The sequence below is a fragment of the uncultured Psychrosphaera sp. genome, assembly GCF_947500655.1.
Taxonomy (GTDB): domain Bacteria; phylum Pseudomonadota; class Gammaproteobacteria; order Enterobacterales; family Alteromonadaceae; genus Psychrosphaera.
This window is the reverse complement of record NZ_CANMSK010000001.1, coordinates 439,351-457,965: the sequence shown is the minus strand read 5'-3', so window position 1 is coordinate 457,965 and position 18,615 is coordinate 439,351. Positions and strand designations below refer to the sequence as shown.

Genomic DNA, 18,615 nt, shown 5'->3' with positions numbered 1-18,615 from the left:
TAAAAAAGGAAAAACTATTTATGCTTTCTTTGTGTTTTTTTTCAACTATCTATGCTTTTTTTGATTAATTTAAAAACTATTTTAAAATTTTATGGAATAAATGAGCCGAAATGTATATATTTTTATTATAACAAAATAGCTTGGGGCAAATTAATGAAGTTACAACAATTACGATATATTGTTGAAGTAGAAAACAACAACTTAAATGTGTCTGCAACTGCCGAAAATTTATATACATCACAACCTGGGATCAGTAAACAAGTTCGAATGTTAGAAGATGAACTTGGTATCCAAATTTTTGGTCGCAGCGGCAAGCATTTAACTCATGTTACACCTGCAGGTAAAGAGATCATTGCAATAGCCCATGATATTTTAAGTAAAGTTGACGGCATTAAGTCTGTGGCGAAAGAGCATACTTTACCGGATCAAGGTAAGTTGAATGTTGCCACCACTCATACTCAAGCTCGTTATGCCCTGCCTGATGTGATCAAAGGGTTTATGCAACGTTTCCCTAAAGTTTCTTTGCATATGCATCAGGGCACACCATCACAAATAAGTGATGCGGCGGCTCGTGGTGAAGCTGACTTTGCTATCGCCACGGAAGCACTGCATTTGTATAACGAATTAGTTATGCTTCCTTGTTATCACTGGAACCGTTCTGTGGTGGTCAAAAAAGACCATCCTTTAGCAAAACGAGACGGTGCATTAACCATTGAAGATATTGCTCAATTTCCTTTAGTTACTTATGTTTTTGGATTTACTGGTCGTTCAGAACTAGACCGAGCGTTTAACGACAAAGGACTTGAGCCTAAAATAGTATTTACCGCAACAGATGCTGATGTAATAAAAACCTATGTAAGAATGGGCGTTGGCGTTGGTGTTGTAGCAACGATGGCAATGGATGATTTAGATTCAGATTTAGTAGCAATAGATGCAAGCCATATATTCCAAAAGTCGACTACTAAAATTGGCTTTAGAAAAGGTAACTTCTTACGTACTTATATGTATGACTTTATTGAACGTTTTGCACCGCACTTAACCAGAGATGTTGTGGAACGAGCATGTTTGTTACGAAACCAAGAAGAAGTTGATAGTATGTTTGAAGATATAGAGTTACCAGTTAAATAATAGCTGTTAGTTAATGCCTGTGAAAATATAGGTTAAATCAAATACTTCATTAAAACTCAGTTAATAGAAATTAACTGAGTTTTTTTTTAAGAATAAAAAAATCCGTCACATTGGACGGATTTTTTGTTACTAAATTAACTCTTACTTTTACCGCATTTTACTGTCCATAACTAGTTGTGGACACTCTTTTAGTAAAGCGGTTTAGGTAACGTTTCTTTAGTGATCAAACATTGCAGAAATTGATTCTTCATTACTTAAACGACGAATGGCTTCCGCTAGCATGTTGCCTAACGTTAACTGGCGCACGTTAGGTAATGCTGCAATCTCTGGATTCAATGGAATTGAGTCAGTTACTATAACTTCATCAATAACTGAATTTTTAAGATTCTCAACGGCATTGCCTGAAAATATTGGGTGAGTTGCATAAGCAAATACACGTTTAGCACCATGTTGTTTAAGTGCTTCAGCGGCTTTACATAACGTGCCACCTGTGTCGATCATATCGTCAACAATGATACAATCACGGCCTTCAATATCACCAATAATATGCATAACTTGAGCGACATTAGCTTGTGGACGACGTTTGTCGATAATAGCTAAGTCTTTATCGTCTAATAATTTAGCGATAGCTCGAGCTCTTACTACACCACCAATATCTGGTGATACAACAACAACGTCATCAGCAATATCAAAGCCTTGTGCGCGCATATCTTCAACTAAAATTGGACTGCCAAATACATTATCTACTGGAACATCAAAGAAACCTTGAATTTGTTCTGCATGTAAATCAACAGTCAAAACGCGGTCAACACCAACGCTTGATAAAAAGTCTGCAACAACCTTTGCAGTAATAGGAACACGAGCAGAACGTACACGACGGTCTTGTCTAGCGTAACCAAAGTATGGAATAACCGCTGTAATTCTCCCAGCGGATGCTCTACGTAATGCATCAACCATAACAATCAATTCCATTAGATTGTCATTGCAGGGAGCACAAGTAGATTGAATAATAAATACGTCAGAGCCACGAACGTTATCATTAATTTGGACACTTATTTCACCGTCGCTAAAACGGCCAACAGTCGCATTTCCAAGTTTTAAATCAAGACGATTGCAGACGATTTCAGCAAGTTCTGGGGTAGCGTTTCCAGCGAAGAGCTTTATATCAGGCACAGAGTTATCCTATAGCTTCGTTAAGTGTGAGAAATAGAGAACATAAATTGCCAATATTTCTAATTTAATTGCTCACGTAGTTGTTGATGTGTGATAGAAATATTACAACCTTTTGCAATAAAACCAGACATCGTCGCAGGCAACATAGTAAAAATTGTTTCGGCTTCTTGTGTATTTTCAAATACTGAAAATACACAAGCACCAGTGCCAGTTAATCTGGCAGGCGCGTATTCTAACAACCAGTCCAATGCTTTGGCAACGGCTGGATAGTTTTTATAGACTAAAGTTTCAAAATCATTTTTATGATCTGGAGTTAATCCTGTGTAATTTAGTTGTTCTAGCGGTACTTTCTTTGTGTCTCTAGGCAATTTATCACTGTTAAATAAAAGTGCGGTATTCACGTGTACATTGGGTGTTAGCACCAAATACCATTTTTCAGCGATAGGGTAGTCAAATAACTTTTCGCCAATACCTTCGGCAATTGACGATTTTCCTCGAATAAAAATAGGCACGTCAGCACCTAAATTTTTACCAATTCTTTCTAACTTTTCTGGTGAGAGGTGTAATTGCCATAACTGATTTAATGCGAGCAAAGTGGTTGCTGCGTTAGATGAACCGCCACCAACGCCACCACCCATAGGTAAAACCTTATGCAAATTAATGTTTACACCAAAGTGCTTATTTTTTTCTGTTAATAATGGTTTGAGTGCATTAATGGCTTTAATAATTAAATTTTGCTCAGTGATCAACTCAGGTAAATTACAATCTAAGCTTACTTTTCCATCATTGGTAAGTTCAAATGTTAATTCATCACCTTTATCTAAAAAGTGGAATAAAGATTGTAATTCATGATAGCCATTATCTAAACGGCCATTAATATGCAGAAATAAATTAAGCTTGGCTGGTGATGTAAGTGTTAAAGAGGTAATTGGCTGCTTGGTTGGCATTAAAGTAAAAACTCCCAACTTGAAACGGATAGTTTTAATTTTGTGTTTTTGCCAGTCAAAGAGATAGCCATAGGTAAGTGGTAAATATTCTGTTTTTGGTATTTTGAATACTTAACTTGCCATTTCTGTTGTTTATTTATCTGGATGAATTGTTTTATATTTGTACTGTTTCGTACTATGTGTTTTTCAGTGCCAGTTAGCTGACCACGAACCCAAAACTCTAAATTTTCGATAGGCAGGTCTAATCCAGTGACGGTTTGTATTAACCGAGTTGGGTTTGTGTCTTGGTAAACACTACCGCCAAATTCTAATGTCGATATGCCATTTTCTGTGGTTAAACTCAGAATATTGATGCCAATAAAGGCATTTAAAGAAAATTGATTGGTTTCTAGGTCTTTATGCCAATAAAAATAACCTGATACATTTTCGGTGTCGGTTTTGATTAATACTTTACCCCGAACCGTCCATGACTTAAGTTTATTAATGTCTGCTGGTAATTTTAAATTTGCATTAGACTGGGTCTGTAAAAGGCTACATGATGATAAAAATACAGCAAGTAACGCGACTAGGATTGGTTGGAATATGTTTTTTAAAGGTTTCATAAAGTGTAATTATGGCGGTTAAGTTGTGCCATTTTCCCAGATAAAAAATGAAAATCAATTTATTAGTTAATAAATACTATTGAGATTAGTCATGTTAAGGCTTTTAAATACCTCCGCTTTTTCGTAGAATTGCCGCCTTTCTTCAAAGGGTTCGGAATTAAGCCATTTATATGACGGTTCTTGCATTAGGAATAAATCACAAAACAGCATCAGTTGAGTTGCGCGAACGCCTAGCGTTTACGCCGGAACGACTATCTGAAGCATTAGAGTCGGTAGTCACCGACGGCTTATGTGATGAAGCCGTAATTTTATCTACATGCAATAGAACAGAAATATATTGTTTTGGTGAAAATATAAATTCAGAAACACTAACGTCTTGGTTAGCCGATTTCCATTTAGTACCAGAGCCCGACTTAGATCAACACTTATATGTGCAAAAAGATGTTTCAGCAACCACTCATTTAATGCGAGTTGCCAGTGGATTGGATTCTATGGTGTTGGGTGAGCCGCAAATACTCGGCCAAGTAAAACAAGCATACCAACAAGCAAAGTCGATGGGGACGGTAAAAACTTATTTTGAACGTATGTTTCAGCAAGTGTTTTCTGTTGCTAAAAAAGTTAGAACAGAAACTGATATAGCGGTTAATGCAGTATCGGTAGCTTATGCTGCAGTAACGCTCGCCAAGCAAGTTTTTGGCAGCTTTGATAATAAAAAAGTGTTATTAGTTGGCGCAGGCGAAACCATTGAGTTAGTCGCTAAACATATTTTTGAGCAAGGAGCTAAAGATATAGTGGTGGCAAATAGAACCTTAAGCAAAGCTAAATTAGTTGCTGAGCAGTTCGCGGCCAAAACTTGTACCATAGCGCAAATACCTGATCAGATGTTAGAAGCAGATGTTGTGATCAGTTCAACCGCCAGTACTTTGCCAATTATAGGTAAAGGCATGGTTGAAAATGTTTTAAAACGACGCAAACATCGACCTATGTTTTTAGTAGACTTAGCGGTACCAAGAGATATTGAATCTCAAGTTGCAGAATTAGACGATGCGTATTTGTATACTGTTGACGACTTGCAAGAGATTGTCGCGCAAAATATGCAGGCAAGAACGGAAGCGGCAGAAGACGCAGAAGTTATTATTCAAGAAAAGGCCAATATATTTGATGATTGGCTAAACTCATTAGAGTCTGTTGATTTAATTCGCGACTATCGTGATCAAAGTTTAGCGATTAAAGATGAATTGTTAGAACGAGCGATAAACCAACTTCAATCAGGTAATGATGTAGAACAAATATTAAAAGAATTAGCGAATAAATTAACAAATAAATTAATTCACGCACCAACTTCTGCCTTAAAAGATGCTGCAGAAAAACAAAATGTGCAGGAATTAACCGCAATAAAAGCAGTATTAGGGATCCGATGAAAGACTCAATCAGAAGTAAATTAGAAACACTTGTTGAACGCAGAGAAGAAGTAGAAGCACTAATAAGTGATGCACAAATAATTTCAGATCAGGATAAGTTTCGTACCTTGTCAAAAGAATATTCTGATTTAGAAGATCTTACGGTTACATTTAAACAATATCAAAGCGCTGAAGACGATCTTGAAGAAGCAAAGTTGATGATGGATGAAGACGATGCTGAAATGCGAGAAATGGCGCAGGAAGAATTTAAAGCATCTAAAGCTGAAATTGCACGTTTAGATCAAGAACTTCAACTGCTTATGCTACCTAAAGATCCAAACGACAGTAATAACTGCTTCTTAGAGATCAGAGCTGGTGCTGGTGGTGATGAAGCTGCAATATTTGCAGGTGATTTATTCCGTATGTATAGCCGTTATATTGAATCTAAGAAGTGGAAGTTAGAAGTGATCACTTCTAATGAAAGCGATCAAGGTGGATTTAAAGAGGTTATTGCTCATATTACGGGTAATGATGTTTACGGCACTATGAAGTTTGAATCTGGTGGTCACCGAGTTCAACGCGTACCAGAAACTGAATCACAAGGTCGAGTTCATACATCGGCTTGTACCGTTGTAGTTATGCCTGAAATTCCAGAAGCTGATGCCATTGAGATTAATTCAGCCGATTTAAAAATTGATACTTTCCGTGCATCGGGAGCTGGTGGTCAGCACGTAAATAAAACTGACTCGGCTATCCGTATAACGCATATGCCAACGGGAACGGTTGTTGAGTGCCAAGATCAACGTTCTCAACACAAGAACAGAGCTCAAGCTATGTCAGTATTATCTGCAAGGTTACAAGCTGCAGAAGATGAAAAACGTATGGCGGAAGAAACGGGAATGCGTCGTAACTTAGTAGCCAGTGGTGACCGTTCAGAACGTGTTAGAACCTATAACTTCCCACAAGGAAGAATGTCAGAGCACAGAATCAACTTAACCTTGTATAAACTAAATGAAATTATGGAAGGTGATTTAGATTGTGTTTTACACCCTCTAATGACGGAATACCAAGCTGACCTATTAGCGTCAATGTCTGAAGAGTAACGACTAATTCTGAGTATAGTTCAGGGTAAAAATGGATAACAAAAATCAAATCAAGTGGCTGCTCAATGCAGCCACTTCTACATTTAATCAAATATCAGATACTGCGAAGTTAGATGCTGAGATATTAATGTGTCATGTTTTAGATTGCAACCGAACATATTTATTTACATGGCCAGACAAAGTCTTAGATGAAACTCAAATCGCTTTATTCCATCAACTTTGCGCAAAAAGACAAGCTGGTCATCCTATTGCTCATATTGTTGGTTACAGAGCATTTTGGACATTAAACCTTAAAGTCACACCTACAACATTAATTCCACGCCCTGATACGGAAACTCTTGTCGAACATGCACTTTTGTTAGTTGCCGAGCAAAAAGATAATCAACAATATGAGCATCTAACCGGGTTGGATTTAGGCACAGGAACAGGCGCAATAGCACTGTCATTAGCTTCTGAGTTACCGCATTGGGATTGGCTTGCTGCTGACTTTATTGCTGATGCCGTAACTCTCGCACAAGAAAATGCAGAATTAAATGGCATAACCAATTGTAAAATAATTCAAAGTGATTGGTTTGAGCAAATACCAAATACAAAATTTAATTTAATTGTGTCAAATCCTCCTTATATTGAAGAAAATGACCCTCACTTAAAACAAGGTGATGTGCGCTTTGAACCTTTGTCAGCACTAACAGCAGCAGATAATGGTTTGTCAGATATAAAGAAAATAGTGTCACAGGCGAAAGATTATCTGCATGATAATGGTCTATTAATTATTGAACACGGCAATACCCAAGGTGAGGCCATACGAGATGTTTTTATCCAAAATGGATACAGGAATACAAGCACTATTAAAGATTTGTCTGAAAATGATCGCATCACCGTTGGCTATTTTAAATTAATGGGGTAACCTTAAATGCAAGGGAGCTTAATTTAGATCAGAAGTTATGATCTGGCAAAGCAAATACACGAAAGGGGACTCACTATAATGAATGATGATTTTTTGTTTGCAAATGACTCTGACGAAGAAGAAGAGATTTTATCTATCGGCAGTTGGAAAGTTATTATTGTAGACGATGAACCTGAAGTACACGCGGTTACTAAATTAGCACTTAATGATTTTATATTCCAAGATAAAAAGTTGGAATTTATCAGTGCTTATTCGGGGGATGAAGGTAAAAAAGTCATTAGTGAAAATCCTGATGCGGCAATTGTATTGCTTGATGTTGTTATGGAAACCGATGACGCTGGTTTGCAAGTTGCGCATTATATTCGTGAAGAAGCTAAGAACCAAAAAATTCGTATCATTTTAAGAACCGGACAACCGGGACAAGCTCCAGAACGCCAAGTGATATTAAACTACGATATCAATGACTATAAATCAAAAACTGAACTCACTGCACAAAAATTATTTACCGTTATTATGTCTAGCCTTAGAGCTTATCGAGATATAGTTTCTCTAGATAATAGCCGCAAAGGCCTGACAAAAATTATTGAAGCATCCGCTAATATTTTCTCGATACATTCCATGGACCAATTTATTGACGGAGTGATGCAACAACTAACCTCTGTTATTGGCTGTGGTAATGAAAAAGCTATGTATATCACAGATACATTAATGGTTAATTGCACCGACAGTAAACATAAAGATGGTCTAACGATTATTGCTGCACAAGGTGAATTTGAAAACAGCTTAGGCAAAGAGATAAAAGAGGTGGTTGACGAGGAATTACAAGCTGCATTTCAAGAGGCTATTACAGGTAAATCAATTGTTTACTATGAAGATTACCTAGTTGCATATTGTTATAGCCGTTTTTCAAACAACTCTATTTTATATGTTTCCGGCTTACCAAAGCATGTAGATGATTCAGAAAAAGCATTAATTAAGCTATTTGCCCAGAACGTACAAATCGCCTACGAAAATGTACAATTACAGCTAGAGCTAGAAGATACTCAGCGTGAGTTAGTGTACCGCCTAAGCGAGGCGTTAGAAAACCGTTCAAATGAAACGGGTAATCATTCTAGACGTGTAGCTTTAATCAGTGGAGCATTAGCTAAAGTATATGGTTTAACGGAAAGTGAAATTGATATTGTCTCAACGGCAGCTCCTTTACACGATGTTGGTAAAATTAGTATCAGGGATAATATTTTAAATAAGCCGGATAGCTTTTCTAAGGAAGAGTGGAAGGTGATGCAAACGCATGCAGAAAAAGGCGCGAAAATATTAGAAGGTTCTAATCATAGTGTAATTCAAGCTGGGGCTGTTATTGCTCATGATCATCATGAAAATTGGGATGGTTCTGGTTACCCTGATGGTAAATCAGGTGAAAATATACACATATATGGAAGAATAGTTGCTCTAGCAGATGTTTATGATGCTTTACGTCATGACAGATGTTATAAAAAGGCTTGGAGCAAAGCTGAGACTTTAAAATTTATAGAGTCTGAAAGTGGTAAGAAATTTGAACCTAAACTTGTTCAAGGTTTGTTGTCTTGTGTCGATACAATAGAACAAATTATAGAGCAATACCCAGGTTAGTTCCTCTGTAAGATCCATTAAATAAAGTGGTATAAATTATAATTTATACCACTCAATCAATTAAAGAAGAACCTTAATTATGTACATGGCAGTAAAACACACTCACATAATGTTAGCGTTGATCAGCATAGTGTTATTTTATTTTCGTTTTTATCAAAAACAACTCAAAGGCAAAGAACTAAACAAAGCGCTTAAAGTTGTTCCTCATATTATTGATACTTTTTTATTAATATCAGCCGGTATTTTATGTTATTTAATTTCTCAATATCCGTTTGTTGATTATTGGTTAACTGCAAAACTCGGTTTTGTGGTTGGTTATATTGTATTTGCAGTATTGGCTATGAAAGCTGAACAAAAATCAAAAGCGATACAAATGTTAAGTATTTCATCGTTTTGTATAATATTTACTGCATTGTTTGCTGTGACTAAAGGGCAGTTTTAACAAGTAAAAGTGTTGAAATTTGTAAATTAATCCCCATAAAGTAGCGATTAAGGTGTTGTTTTCACCTCGTTATAAATTATATAAGAAGTCCTTATGTCTGCAAATTGGCTGTACGAGTCAGATAAGCCTGATGATTTGCTAAGAGAAGTCATTCTTTTAGAATCAAATTGGCAAGATGAGTTTTTTATTGATGATATTGAGCTGCAATTAGCTGAACTCACAGCTCATTTATCTGTATCTATTGATAAATCTGAACCTGTGCAAGAGCAACTTTATCAAGCCGTTGACTGTTTAATTGATGAATTAGCTATTACAGGCCCTGGTTTACAAGACTTGCCTGAGTCTAGCTTAGCTAACTTATCGTTTTGTATTATGCACCGTACGGGTAATGAAATGACCTTAGCTGTGTTATTCAGATACCTACTAAGACAGTTAGGCTTTAATGCGCTTATTGCTGAATTAGAAGAGGGAATGGCATTAGTTATTAGATTAAGCAGCTCTGAATTGATTATTTTGGATGCTCTTTCTGGTGCAACGGAATACTTGATCTCCAATGATGATGTAAAAAACAGCTTAGTTAGTGATATTGCAGCCTATGCAAAAGAAATCCCCCATGATGAATTAGTTAAAACACTTATTTCAGATCAAAAGTTAGCTTTGTTAGACGAAGGTATGTTTGAAGAAGCATTAACTTGTGTTGAAACATTAATGGATTTATTGCCTGAAGACCCTTATGAACGTAGAGACCGCGGTTTAGTATTAAACCAGCTTGATTGTGGTAAATGGGCAAAAGATGACTTTGACTACTTTATCAAAGCCTGTCCAAATGATCCTATGGCTATGTTCATCCGATTGCAGTTGGAAGAGCAAAATCATATAGTAGAAACAATTCATTAGGTATTCGCCTGATGTATTATAAGAATCTAATTATCAAAAGCAGTTACAAAAATCTGTTACATCCATAACTAAAAAGTTACTATTTAAAATAGTAACTTACAAAAATAATAATCATATAAAAAGAGGGATTTATGACGCCATTGATCACTAATGACGCCACAGTTCTAGGTTTGCTTGCTATTATATTGGGATTCGTTTTCTATACGAGTAAAAGTACAAATAGCGGTTGGCAAAAGTTCTATAAAGTCGTACCTGCAGTTTTAATGTGTTACTTCCTGCCTTCCTTGTTAAATACATTTGGCATTGTTGACGGTAACAGCTCCCAAGTTTATTTTGTAGCATCTCGCTATTTACTACCCGCTTGTATCGTATTGTTGACCATTAGTGTTGATTTACCTGCCATTATGAAATTAGGGCCTAAAGCGTTAATTTTGTTTTTCACTGGCACATTGGGCATCGTTATCGGTGGTCCTATCGCGTTATTAACTATGTCTAGCCTTTTCCCTGAATTATTAAATGGTGCAGGTCCTGATGCGGTTTGGCGCGGAATGACAACGGTTGCTGGTAGTTGGGTCGGCGGTACCGCGAATCAAACGGCCATGAAAGAAATTTATGAGGTTGGTAATGAAATATTCTCCACTATGGTTACTGTCGATATTATCGTCGCCAATATTTGGATGGCGGTTTTATTAATACTCGCTAGTAATGCTAAAAAGATTGATGCACATACAGGTGCAGACACAACGGCTTTAAATGAATTACGAACTAATGTTGAAGAGTTCGAGAAGAAGCACGCTCGCATACCTAAATTAGATGACATCATGTTAATTTGCGCCATTGGTTTTGGTGTTACCGGTTTTGCTCATTTTTGTTCAGATTTGATCACACCGTTTATGGTGAACAATTATCCAAATCTAGAAAAATACAGTTTCCACAGCCAATTTTTCTGGATGATAATAATAGCCAGTGCCATTGGTATCGCCTTGTCTTTCACTAAATTAAGAAAAGTGGAAGCCGCTGGCGCGTCTAAATTTGGTAGTGCATTTTTATACATCTTAATTGCGACCGTTGGTTTGCACATGGATGTTACTCAGATATTTGATACACCTAAGTTTTTCGTACTCGGTCTAATTTGGATGTTAGTACATGCGGGATTAATGTTAGGTGTAGCAAAATTAATTAAAGCACCATTGTTTTATATGGCTGTTGGCAGCCAAGCAAATGTCGGCGGAGCTGCATCGGCTCCGGTTGTCGCATCTGCATTCCACCCAGCATTAGCGCCAGTTGGTGTTTTATTAGCTGTGTTGGGTTATGCCGTTGGTACTTATGCCGCATGGTTCTGTGGGTTAGTGTTACAAGCAATCGCTTCTTAAAAATTATTGGAAATAAAATGACAAATAAAAATCAACAAACAATTCAAATCGGCGCAAACATCGAATTAGCAAATGACAAACCATTTGTTTTATTTGGCGGTATGAATGTACTTGAATCTCGTGATATGGCGATGAAAATTGCTGAGTATTATAAAGAAGTCACTACAAAATTAGGTATTCCTTACGTATTTAAAGCCTCTTTTGATAAAGCAAACCGTTCATCTGTATCATCTTACCGTGGTCCAGGCATGGAAGAAGGCTTAAAGATATTTGAAGAAATTAAATCACAATTTGATTTACCAATCATTACTGACGTACACGAAGCTTATCAAGCCCAACCTGTTGCAGAAGTAGTTGATATCATTCAATTACCTGCGTTTCTAGCTCGTCAAACAGACTTAGTGGTTGCGATGGCCAAAACCAATGCAATCATCAACGTGAAAAAACCGCAGTTTTTAGCCCCACATGAAATGCGCCATATCATTAACAAATTTATGGAAGCGGGTAACGACAAAGTTATCTTATGTGAACGTGGTTCACAGTTCGGTTATAACAACTTAGTGGTTGATATGCTGGGTATGGATGACATGAAAAAGTTTGCACCTGTTATGTTTGACTCAACTCATGCATTACAACGTCCTGGTGGCCGTGCTGATTCTGCTGATGGTCGTCGAGCTCAAGTTGCTGAATTATCACGTGCTGGTATGGCATTAGGACTTGCTGGCTTGTTTATAGAAGCGCATCCAAACCCTAACGAAGCTAAGTGTGATGGTCCTTGTGCATTGCCGTTAGAGAAGCTTGAAGGTTTCTTAACACAAATGAAGCAGATTGATGATTTAGTTAAATCATTTCCTGCACTAGACACTTCAGCTAACTAAATAGCTGGCTATTTTTAATAGGCCTTGTCTGGAAATAAACAGGCAATGTAAAAACAGTTGGAATAAATATGGACTCTACACCAAATATTGAAGTAGCTGATGATAAAAATATCATTACCGATATCGCCTTTGGTGTAGATGATGCGTTATTAGGTAAGCCGTTAGCAAGCCCAATACGACGAGCTTTCGCCATTATCATTGATGCTTTTTTTGTCTTAATGTTAACTCATGTTAGTGCTGTTGTTGCTAGTATTGTTGCAGGTTTAGCTGTATTCAAATTTGGTAAGAAGAGTGAGCAGAAAAGCTGGCGAATTGCTCGTTACTTATTGCGATTTATTGGCGGGTTTACGGTTTTCGTGAGCGTTTTGGTTATTTTAAACAATACCTTTAATGATGATGAGCTATCAGGCAATGCCGGAAAAGATAATGCCGAAATCAAAATAAACTCAGTTGACTCTTTTGCAAATTCTGTAAAGTTAGGAGCTTTAGCTTTATCGTTAACTAATAAGCTTGAGCAAGGTAATTGTGAACGATCTTGTTACCATCCGCTTGTTGAAGATGTATTAGATACATTAGTTGAATTAAAAGCGCCAGAAGATGAAATCTATGAATTCATAGATGATAATTCTAACGATTTACCAATAAACTCTGAGCAGGAGCGGCTTGAATATGTGGCTGAGCTTTATGAGTATTATCAAAATGCTCTAGAAACCACAAAACCAGATCAAGAAATCACAACAGTAGAAGCCCCAATTCTAGAGAACCAAACTCCAGAAGCACCGACTGCTTCAGCTAATAAATACTATCAAGCTCGTAATGAAAAAGCAGATAGCTCTAAAGCTAACAAAACAGAACAACCGGTTTACAGTCTTTTAGAGTTTGCTAAAGGGATCATTGCAGATTTAGGACTTGGTTTTGGTTGGGCTGCGTTATATTTCACCGCTTTTCCTGCTTGGTGGAAAGGGCAAACGCCAGGTAAAAAACTAATGGGCATTAGAGTGATTCAACTTGATGGTACTTATATGTCGGCTTGGGATTCATTTGGTCGCTACGGCGGTTATGGTGCTGGTTTTGCCACGGGTTTATTAGGTTTCTTCCAAATATATTGGGATTCAAACCGTCAAGCTATTCAAGATAAAATATCTGCAACCGTCGTAATTAAAGGCGATTTGTAGCGTATTAATGTTAAAAAATAGTGAAGTGTTATAAAAACTTGCACTTTATCATTTGAATTCAAGACGCAAAATTGCATAATGCACCACTTCTTAAATTTTGGGATTTCATCATGACATCAGTTGTTATTTCGGGTTCAGGTCTATTTACCCCTCCTCATAAAGTATCAAATAAAGAACTTGTCGATGCATTAAATGCATACGCAGAAAAATATAATACAGAGCACCAGGCTGAAATTGAAGCTGGTACGTTGGAAGAGAAAAAAAGCTCTAGCGTAGAGTTTATAGAAAAAGCATCAGGCATTAAATCTCGTTATGTTATGCATAAAGAAGGCATAACCGATATTAATGTGATGCATCCTACAATGACAAAAAATGCAGCTGAAGAACCACCTGAGATGGTGTTAATGGCTGTTGAAGCTGCTAAGCAAGCATTAGCTAATTCTGGCAAACAAGCATCAGACATCGACATGGTGATCCTTGGTTCTTCTAATATGCAACGCTCATATCCGTCAATGGCGGTTGAAGTGCAGCAAATATTAGGTGCATCTGGTTTTGGTTTTGATATGAACGTAGCGTGCTCAACAGCCACCTTTGCTATTATCAATGCCTACAATGCAATCCAGTCCGGCAATGCTAATACGGTATTAGTGGTTAATCCAGAATTTACAACACCGCAGTTAGATTATACTAACCGTGATAGCCACTTTATTTTTGGTGATGTTGCAATGGCACTTGTTATTGAAAAACAAGAAGCTGCGACTTCAAGCAATCAATTTAAAATTGTAAATACCAGCCAAGTCACTCAATTTTCAAATAACATTCGCTGTAGCCATAGCTATGTTGATCATTGTTATGATGAGCTAGCGTACGACAATTCATTCTTCTTCCAAGAAGGGCGTAAAGTATTTAAAGAATTATTACCACTGGCGACGAATACGATCACCAGCCATTTAGCTGAAAACAATTGGCAAGTGACTGACGTAAAACGTATGTGGTTACATCAAGCCAATATCAATATGAATATTTTTGCTGCTAAGAAACTTCTAGGGCGCGAGCCTGAGTTTTTAGATGCGCCTTTGATATTAGATGAATATGCCAATACCGCATCGGCAGGATCTTTGGTTGCATTCCACAAATACCAAGATGACTTTAAGTCTGGCGATAAAGGTATTTTATGTAGCTTTGGTGCAGGTTATTCTGTGGGTTGTATCAGCTTAGAGAAAGTTTAATTAGTTAAAATAGAATTAACTAAAAATATCAAAAAGCCGAGTAGTTTATTAAATTTTAATAAGCTACTCGGCTTTTTTGATCTCATCGCGTTATATCTTGTTTTGCGTATATTGATATTTAGAAATAGGGATTGTTTCATTTGGCATAAGGGTTTCACCAACATAAACAAAATTTAATTTTTCTAGTAATTTAATAGACGGTGTATTAGTTGGTTTTACTACTGCAAATACGCAGGTTTTACCTTGGCTGATAACATAATCTAACAAGAGCTTAGTCGCTTCAAAGGCATAACCTTTACCAAAAAACTGCGGTAAAAATGCATAACCAATATCATCATGAGATAAATGCTCTCGTTTTAGATAACTTACAGTGCCAATTAACGCATTGGTTTGATTATCAACCACCGTATATAAACCGTAATTAGGATAATCAGCGGTGTAGGCCGCCTTTATTTTATCAACTACTTGTGCTGTGGTTCTCAGTTGTCTATCACCAACATTATTAATAAAGCCTTGGCTATTAAGTAACGCCAACATAAAATCAGCATCACTTTCTTGCATGTCTCGTACGCTAATACGTTCACTTTTTAATAACATTGTTTATCCTGTTGTTCTTAATAGCTTTTAATTAACTAGTATACTAGTTAATTGACTGATTAAGAACTAGCAAGTAGAGCGTTCGCCACTTTAGAGTTAGAGACTTTACCCAGTGCTTTACAAATCTCAGCACCAGTTTGAGCTAGTTTAGTTAAATCCACACCATGCTCTATGTTGAGACCGTTTAACATATAAACCACATCTTCAGTGGCAACATTGCCCGATGCGCCTTTAGCGTAAGGACAACCGCCTAATCCTGCAACTGCAGAATCAATTACGCTGACACCTAATTGCAAACAAGCATAAATATTTGCTAAGGCTTGGCCATAAGTGTCGTGAAAATGAATCGCTAAGTGCTCCATGGGAACTTGCTTTGCCACTTCTGCCAACATAGCTTGTGCTTTGGCTGGCGTACCAACGCCTATAGTGTCACCTAAAGAGATTTCATAACATCCCATTCTATACAGCGTTTTTGCTACTTCAGCCACTTTAGACACGTCTATGTCGCCCTCATACGGACAACCTAATACACAAGACACATAACCACGAACTTTAATGCCGTCTAACTTGGCTTGCTGCATGATAGGCTCAAAACGTTGTAAGCTTTCAGCAATCGAGCAGTTTATGTTTTTCTGACTAAAAGACTCACTGGCAGCACCAAAAATAGCGACTTCTTTTACACCCGCTTGTTTGGCAAGTTCATAACCTTTCATATTGGGGGTAAGAGCAGGGTAGCTAATGCCATTTATTTGATTAATTAAACCGTAAATTTCAGCGGAACCTGCCATTTGCGGCACCCACTTAGGTGAGACAAAAGAACCTGACTCTATCACGGTTAACCCTGTTTGTGACAAGCTGTTAATTAATGCGACTTTATCTTTAAGTCCCAATTTATCTTCAAGTCCTAGAGGCACTTCGTTTTGTAATCCATCTCTTGGACCTACTTCAACGATTTTCACCTGTTTAGGCATGGCTTGGTTAGCCAATAGATCTTTGATTGTGGTGTCTATTGTCATGTTAATCCTCTATTTTTAGCTCATCTCTTCAAGCGTATCCGCTTCGAAAGTTAGCAGCTCTGAGCCACCATCAACCATGTCACCGTTTTTATAAAACAAGCCAGTGACCACACCATTACTTGGTGCTTTGATCACATGTTCCATTTTCATCGCTTCCATGATCATTAAGGCTTGGTCTTTTTCAACTTTATCACCCGCGTTCACTAATACACTGACCATAGTGCCATTCATTGGTGCGATTAAACCGCCTGCATTGTTATCGTCAGTCGAGTCTCCTGTATCCGCTAACACTTGAGTGATGTTGAATACGCCATTGCTGGTATATAAACAAACGTCGTTATTGGCAAAAACTACAGTCGTATTGCTACTCAGTCCATTGACAAAACAATTAAGGGTGTTATCAACTAATTCGCCTTCACATTGGAACTCATGCTTTAGGTTATCAGCGCTAACGCTTATGCTGTAATGGTTGTTAATCGTGTAGGTGTTTTTAACCTTTGTATGTTGCTCAAGGCTCACCTGATATTCAACACCGTCATGCGACAAAGTTAATGTATGCAAATTAGCTTGGTTTAAACGCCAAGCATTATTGTTATGCCAAGGCGAATTTACATCCGTGCTGTTTGCAGCAAGGGCATTGGCTTTGTTTGCTTGTTGTAATACCAAAGCCAAAGCGGCCATTGCTATTTGATTGGTTATGCTTTGGTTGGCTATGCTTAGATTGGTTATGGTTTGTTTATTAGCGCTTGATTTTGAGGTGTTAGCACTAAAAATCTCGTCATGATTTTTGTCAATAAAACCAGTATCAATATCTTCATTTTTAAATGCGTCACAACTAGCTAAATTATGTAAAAAGTCGATGTTCGTCGTCACACCTTGTATACGATATTCCATTAACGCTTTCGTTAAACGTTGTAATGCTTTTTCACGATTTTCATCCCATACAATTAACTTTGCAATCATAGGATCGTAAAACACACTAACATCATCACCTTGGCGAACACCTGTATCTACACGAACATGTTTACTTTCTGTAGGTGCTTGTAAAAACTGTAAGTGACCTGTTGCAGGTAAAAAGTCATTGTCTGGATCTTCTGCGTATATGCGCGCTTCAAAAGCATGACCATTAATCGTTAATTCTTGTTGAGTTTTAGGTAAGGTCTCATTAGCCGCAACACGTAATTGCCATTCAACTAAATCTTGGCCTGTGATCATTTCAGTGACGGGATGCTCTACTTGCAATCGAGTATTCATTTCCATGAAATAGAAAGAACCATCAATATCTAATAAAAACTCAACCGTTCCCGCACCTTGGTAGCCAATAGCTTGAGCCGATTTTATCGCAGACTCGCCCATTTGGGCGCGTAACTCAGGAGACATGTTAAATGCTGGCGCTTCTTCAATCACTTTTTGGTGTCTGCGCTGCACAGAACAATCACGCTCAAATAAATAAACCGCATTGCCATGATTGTCACAAAATACTTGGATTTCAACATGACGTGGTTGGGTTAAGTATTTTTCAACCAACATGCGATCATCACCAAATGACGACAAGGCTTCACGTTTTACCGCTTCAAACTCAGACTTAAATTCTTTTTCATTCCAAACCTGACGCATACCTTTACCACCGCCACCAGCAGTCGCTTTAAGTAAAACTGGATAACCCATATCATCCGCCGCTTGTTTGATCACAGCCATAGATTGGTCGTCACCATGATAACCAGGCACTAACGGCACATTGGCCTTTTCCATAATGCTTTTTGCCGCAGATTTAGATCCCATAGCTTCAATGGCGCCAATAGGCGGACCAATAAACACTATGTTGTTTTGCTCACACAGGCGGCAAAAATCAGAGTTTTCAGATAAAAATCCATAACCTGGATGGATGGCTTGCGCACCAGTTAATAGGGCGGCATCAATCACTTTTTGTGATAACAAGTAACTTTCACGAGATGGCGAAGCTCCTAAATAAACCGCTTCGTCGGCCATTTGTACATGCATGGCATTTTTGTCAGCGTCTGAGTAAACCGCAACGGTTAATATGCCCATCGCTCTTGCTGTTTTAATAACACGACAAGCAATTTCGCCACGATTGGCAATAAGTATTTTAGTAAACATA

17 protein-coding genes are annotated in these 18,615 nt (G+C 37.6%); 11 read left to right on the top strand and 6 right to left on the bottom strand.

Features of this window, described 5'->3' with window-relative positions; genetic code table 11:
* The first annotated feature begins 153 nt into the window (after positions 1–153).
* Positions 154–1,128 (top strand): HTH-type transcriptional regulator CysB, encoded by a 975-nt coding sequence (gene cysB, locus Q0940_RS02065; protein WP_299263269.1) that lies wholly within the window; start codon positions 154–156, stop codon positions 1,126–1,128.
* 216 nt (positions 1,129–1,344) lie between these two features.
* Here the strand turns inward: cysB and Q0940_RS02060 are convergent, their stop codons facing one another.
* From Q0940_RS02060 to lolB, 3 genes are read right to left on the bottom strand one after another with little or no spacing between them, the layout of a single operon-like run.
* Complete coding sequence (locus tag Q0940_RS02060; protein ID WP_299263267.1) at positions 1,345–2,301, bottom strand: ribose-phosphate pyrophosphokinase; 957 nt, start codon at positions 2,299–2,301, stop codon at positions 1,345–1,347.
* A 59-nt stretch (positions 2,302–2,360) separates the two neighbouring features.
* Positions 2,361–3,248 (bottom strand): 4-(cytidine 5'-diphospho)-2-C-methyl-D-erythritol kinase, encoded by an 888-nt coding sequence (gene ispE, locus Q0940_RS02055; RefSeq protein WP_299263265.1) that lies wholly within the window; start codon positions 3,246–3,248, stop codon positions 2,361–2,363.
* Positions 3,248–3,850: a lipoprotein insertase outer membrane protein LolB gene (gene lolB / locus Q0940_RS02050; RefSeq protein WP_299263263.1), complete on the bottom strand. Its 603-nt coding sequence runs from the start codon at positions 3,848–3,850 to the stop codon at positions 3,248–3,250. Before lolB ends, ispE begins: the two co-directional genes overlap by 1 nt.
* 170 nt (positions 3,851–4,020) lie before the next feature.
* Here lolB and hemA point away from each other — a divergent pair, with 170 nt between their 5' ends.
* From hemA to Q0940_RS02000, 10 genes are all read left to right on the top strand, one after another.
* Positions 4,021–5,271 (top strand): glutamyl-tRNA reductase, encoded by a 1,251-nt coding sequence (gene hemA, locus Q0940_RS02045; protein WP_299263261.1) that lies wholly within the window; start codon positions 4,021–4,023, stop codon positions 5,269–5,271.
* Positions 5,268–6,353 (top strand): peptide chain release factor 1, encoded by a 1,086-nt coding sequence (gene prfA / locus Q0940_RS02040; RefSeq protein WP_299263259.1) that lies wholly within the window; start codon positions 5,268–5,270, stop codon positions 6,351–6,353. The genes hemA and prfA overlap by 4 nt, the downstream gene beginning before the upstream one ends.
* 31 nt (positions 6,354–6,384) lie before the next feature.
* Positions 6,385–7,260, top strand: coding sequence for a peptide chain release factor N(5)-glutamine methyltransferase (gene prmC / locus Q0940_RS02035; protein WP_299263257.1), 876 nt, complete (start codon positions 6,385–6,387; stop codon positions 7,258–7,260).
* Between the two features lie 78 nt (positions 7,261–7,338).
* Complete coding sequence (locus tag Q0940_RS02030; RefSeq protein ID WP_299263255.1) at positions 7,339–8,889, top strand: DUF3369 domain-containing protein; 1,551 nt, start codon at positions 7,339–7,341, stop codon at positions 8,887–8,889.
* A gap of 79 nt (positions 8,890–8,968) precedes the next feature.
* Positions 8,969–9,331, top strand: a complete 363-nt coding sequence (locus Q0940_RS02025; RefSeq protein WP_299263253.1) for a SirB2 family protein — start codon at positions 8,969–8,971, stop codon at positions 9,329–9,331.
* Positions 9,332–9,424: 93 nt separating this feature from the next.
* Complete coding sequence (locus Q0940_RS02020; protein ID WP_299263251.1) at positions 9,425–10,228, top strand: tetratricopeptide repeat protein; 804 nt, start codon at positions 9,425–9,427, stop codon at positions 10,226–10,228.
* A gap of 131 nt (positions 10,229–10,359) precedes the next feature.
* Complete coding sequence (locus Q0940_RS02015; RefSeq protein ID WP_299263249.1) at positions 10,360–11,601, top strand: DUF819 family protein; 1,242 nt, start codon at positions 10,360–10,362, stop codon at positions 11,599–11,601.
* 17 nt (positions 11,602–11,618) lie between these two features.
* A complete protein-coding gene (kdsA, locus tag Q0940_RS02010; RefSeq protein ID WP_299263247.1) occupies positions 11,619–12,479 on the top strand; it encodes a 3-deoxy-8-phosphooctulonate synthase in 861 nt (286 codons plus the stop codon).
* 68 nt (positions 12,480–12,547) lie between these two features.
* Positions 12,548–13,654, top strand: a complete 1,107-nt coding sequence (locus tag Q0940_RS02005; protein WP_299263245.1) for an RDD family protein — start codon at positions 12,548–12,550, stop codon at positions 13,652–13,654.
* Positions 13,655–13,764: 110 nt separating this feature from the next.
* Positions 13,765–14,883: a beta-ketoacyl-ACP synthase III gene (locus Q0940_RS02000; protein WP_299263243.1), complete on the top strand. Its 1,119-nt coding sequence runs from the start codon at positions 13,765–13,767 to the stop codon at positions 14,881–14,883.
* A gap of 90 nt (positions 14,884–14,973) precedes the next feature.
* Here Q0940_RS02000 and Q0940_RS01995 read toward each other — a convergent pair whose 3' ends face one another.
* The 3 genes from Q0940_RS01995 to Q0940_RS01985 are packed head-to-tail and all read right to left on the bottom strand — an operon-like array spanning position 14,974 to position 18,614.
* Positions 14,974–15,480, bottom strand: a complete 507-nt coding sequence (locus Q0940_RS01995; RefSeq protein WP_299263241.1) for a GNAT family N-acetyltransferase — start codon at positions 15,478–15,480, stop codon at positions 14,974–14,976.
* Positions 15,481–15,539: 59 nt separating this feature from the next.
* The gene (locus Q0940_RS01990) at positions 15,540–16,496 is read right to left on the bottom strand and encodes a hydroxymethylglutaryl-CoA lyase (protein WP_299263239.1); all 957 of its coding nucleotides are present in this window, start codon (positions 16,494–16,496) and stop codon (positions 15,540–15,542) included.
* Positions 16,497–16,511: 15 nt separating this feature from the next.
* Positions 16,512–18,614: an acetyl/propionyl/methylcrotonyl-CoA carboxylase subunit alpha gene (locus Q0940_RS01985; protein WP_299263237.1), complete on the bottom strand. Its 2,103-nt coding sequence runs from the start codon at positions 18,612–18,614 to the stop codon at positions 16,512–16,514.
* Between the last annotated feature and the right edge of the window lies 1 nt (position 18,615).

Coding starts and splice junctions, on each gene's coding strand:
- Q0940_RS01995 (WP_299263241.1), bottom strand. CDS start 15,480: ATGTTATTAAAAAGTGAACGTATTAGCGTACGAGACATGCAAGAAAGT.
- Q0940_RS02030 (WP_299263255.1), top strand. CDS start 7,339: ATGAATGATGATTTTTTGTTTGCAAATGACTCTGACGAAGAAGAAGAG.
- Q0940_RS02000 (WP_299263243.1), top strand. CDS start 13,765: ATGACATCAGTTGTTATTTCGGGTTCAGGTCTATTTACCCCTCCTCAT.
- cysB (WP_299263269.1), top strand. CDS start 154: ATGAAGTTACAACAATTACGATATATTGTTGAAGTAGAAAACAACAAC.
- ispE (WP_299263265.1), bottom strand. CDS start 3,248: ATGCCAACCAAGCAGCCAATTACCTCTTTAACACTTACATCACCAGCC.
- kdsA (WP_299263247.1), top strand. CDS start 11,619: ATGACAAATAAAAATCAACAAACAATTCAAATCGGCGCAAACATCGAA.
- Q0940_RS01985 (WP_299263237.1), bottom strand. CDS start 18,614: ATGTTTACTAAAATACTTATTGCCAATCGTGGCGAAATTGCTTGTCGT.
- hemA (WP_299263261.1), top strand. CDS start 4,021: ATGACGGTTCTTGCATTAGGAATAAATCACAAAACAGCATCAGTTGAG.
- prmC (WP_299263257.1), top strand. CDS start 6,385: ATGGATAACAAAAATCAAATCAAGTGGCTGCTCAATGCAGCCACTTCT.
- Q0940_RS02015 (WP_299263249.1), top strand. CDS start 10,360: ATGACGCCATTGATCACTAATGACGCCACAGTTCTAGGTTTGCTTGCT.
- Q0940_RS01990 (WP_299263239.1), bottom strand. CDS start 16,496: ATGACAATAGACACCACAATCAAAGATCTATTGGCTAACCAAGCCATG.
- lolB (WP_299263263.1), bottom strand. CDS start 3,850: ATGAAACCTTTAAAAAACATATTCCAACCAATCCTAGTCGCGTTACTT.
- Q0940_RS02005 (WP_299263245.1), top strand. CDS start 12,548: ATGGACTCTACACCAAATATTGAAGTAGCTGATGATAAAAATATCATT.
- Q0940_RS02025 (WP_299263253.1), top strand. CDS start 8,969: ATGTACATGGCAGTAAAACACACTCACATAATGTTAGCGTTGATCAGC.
- prfA (WP_299263259.1), top strand. CDS start 5,268: ATGAAAGACTCAATCAGAAGTAAATTAGAAACACTTGTTGAACGCAGA.
- Q0940_RS02020 (WP_299263251.1), top strand. CDS start 9,425: ATGTCTGCAAATTGGCTGTACGAGTCAGATAAGCCTGATGATTTGCTA.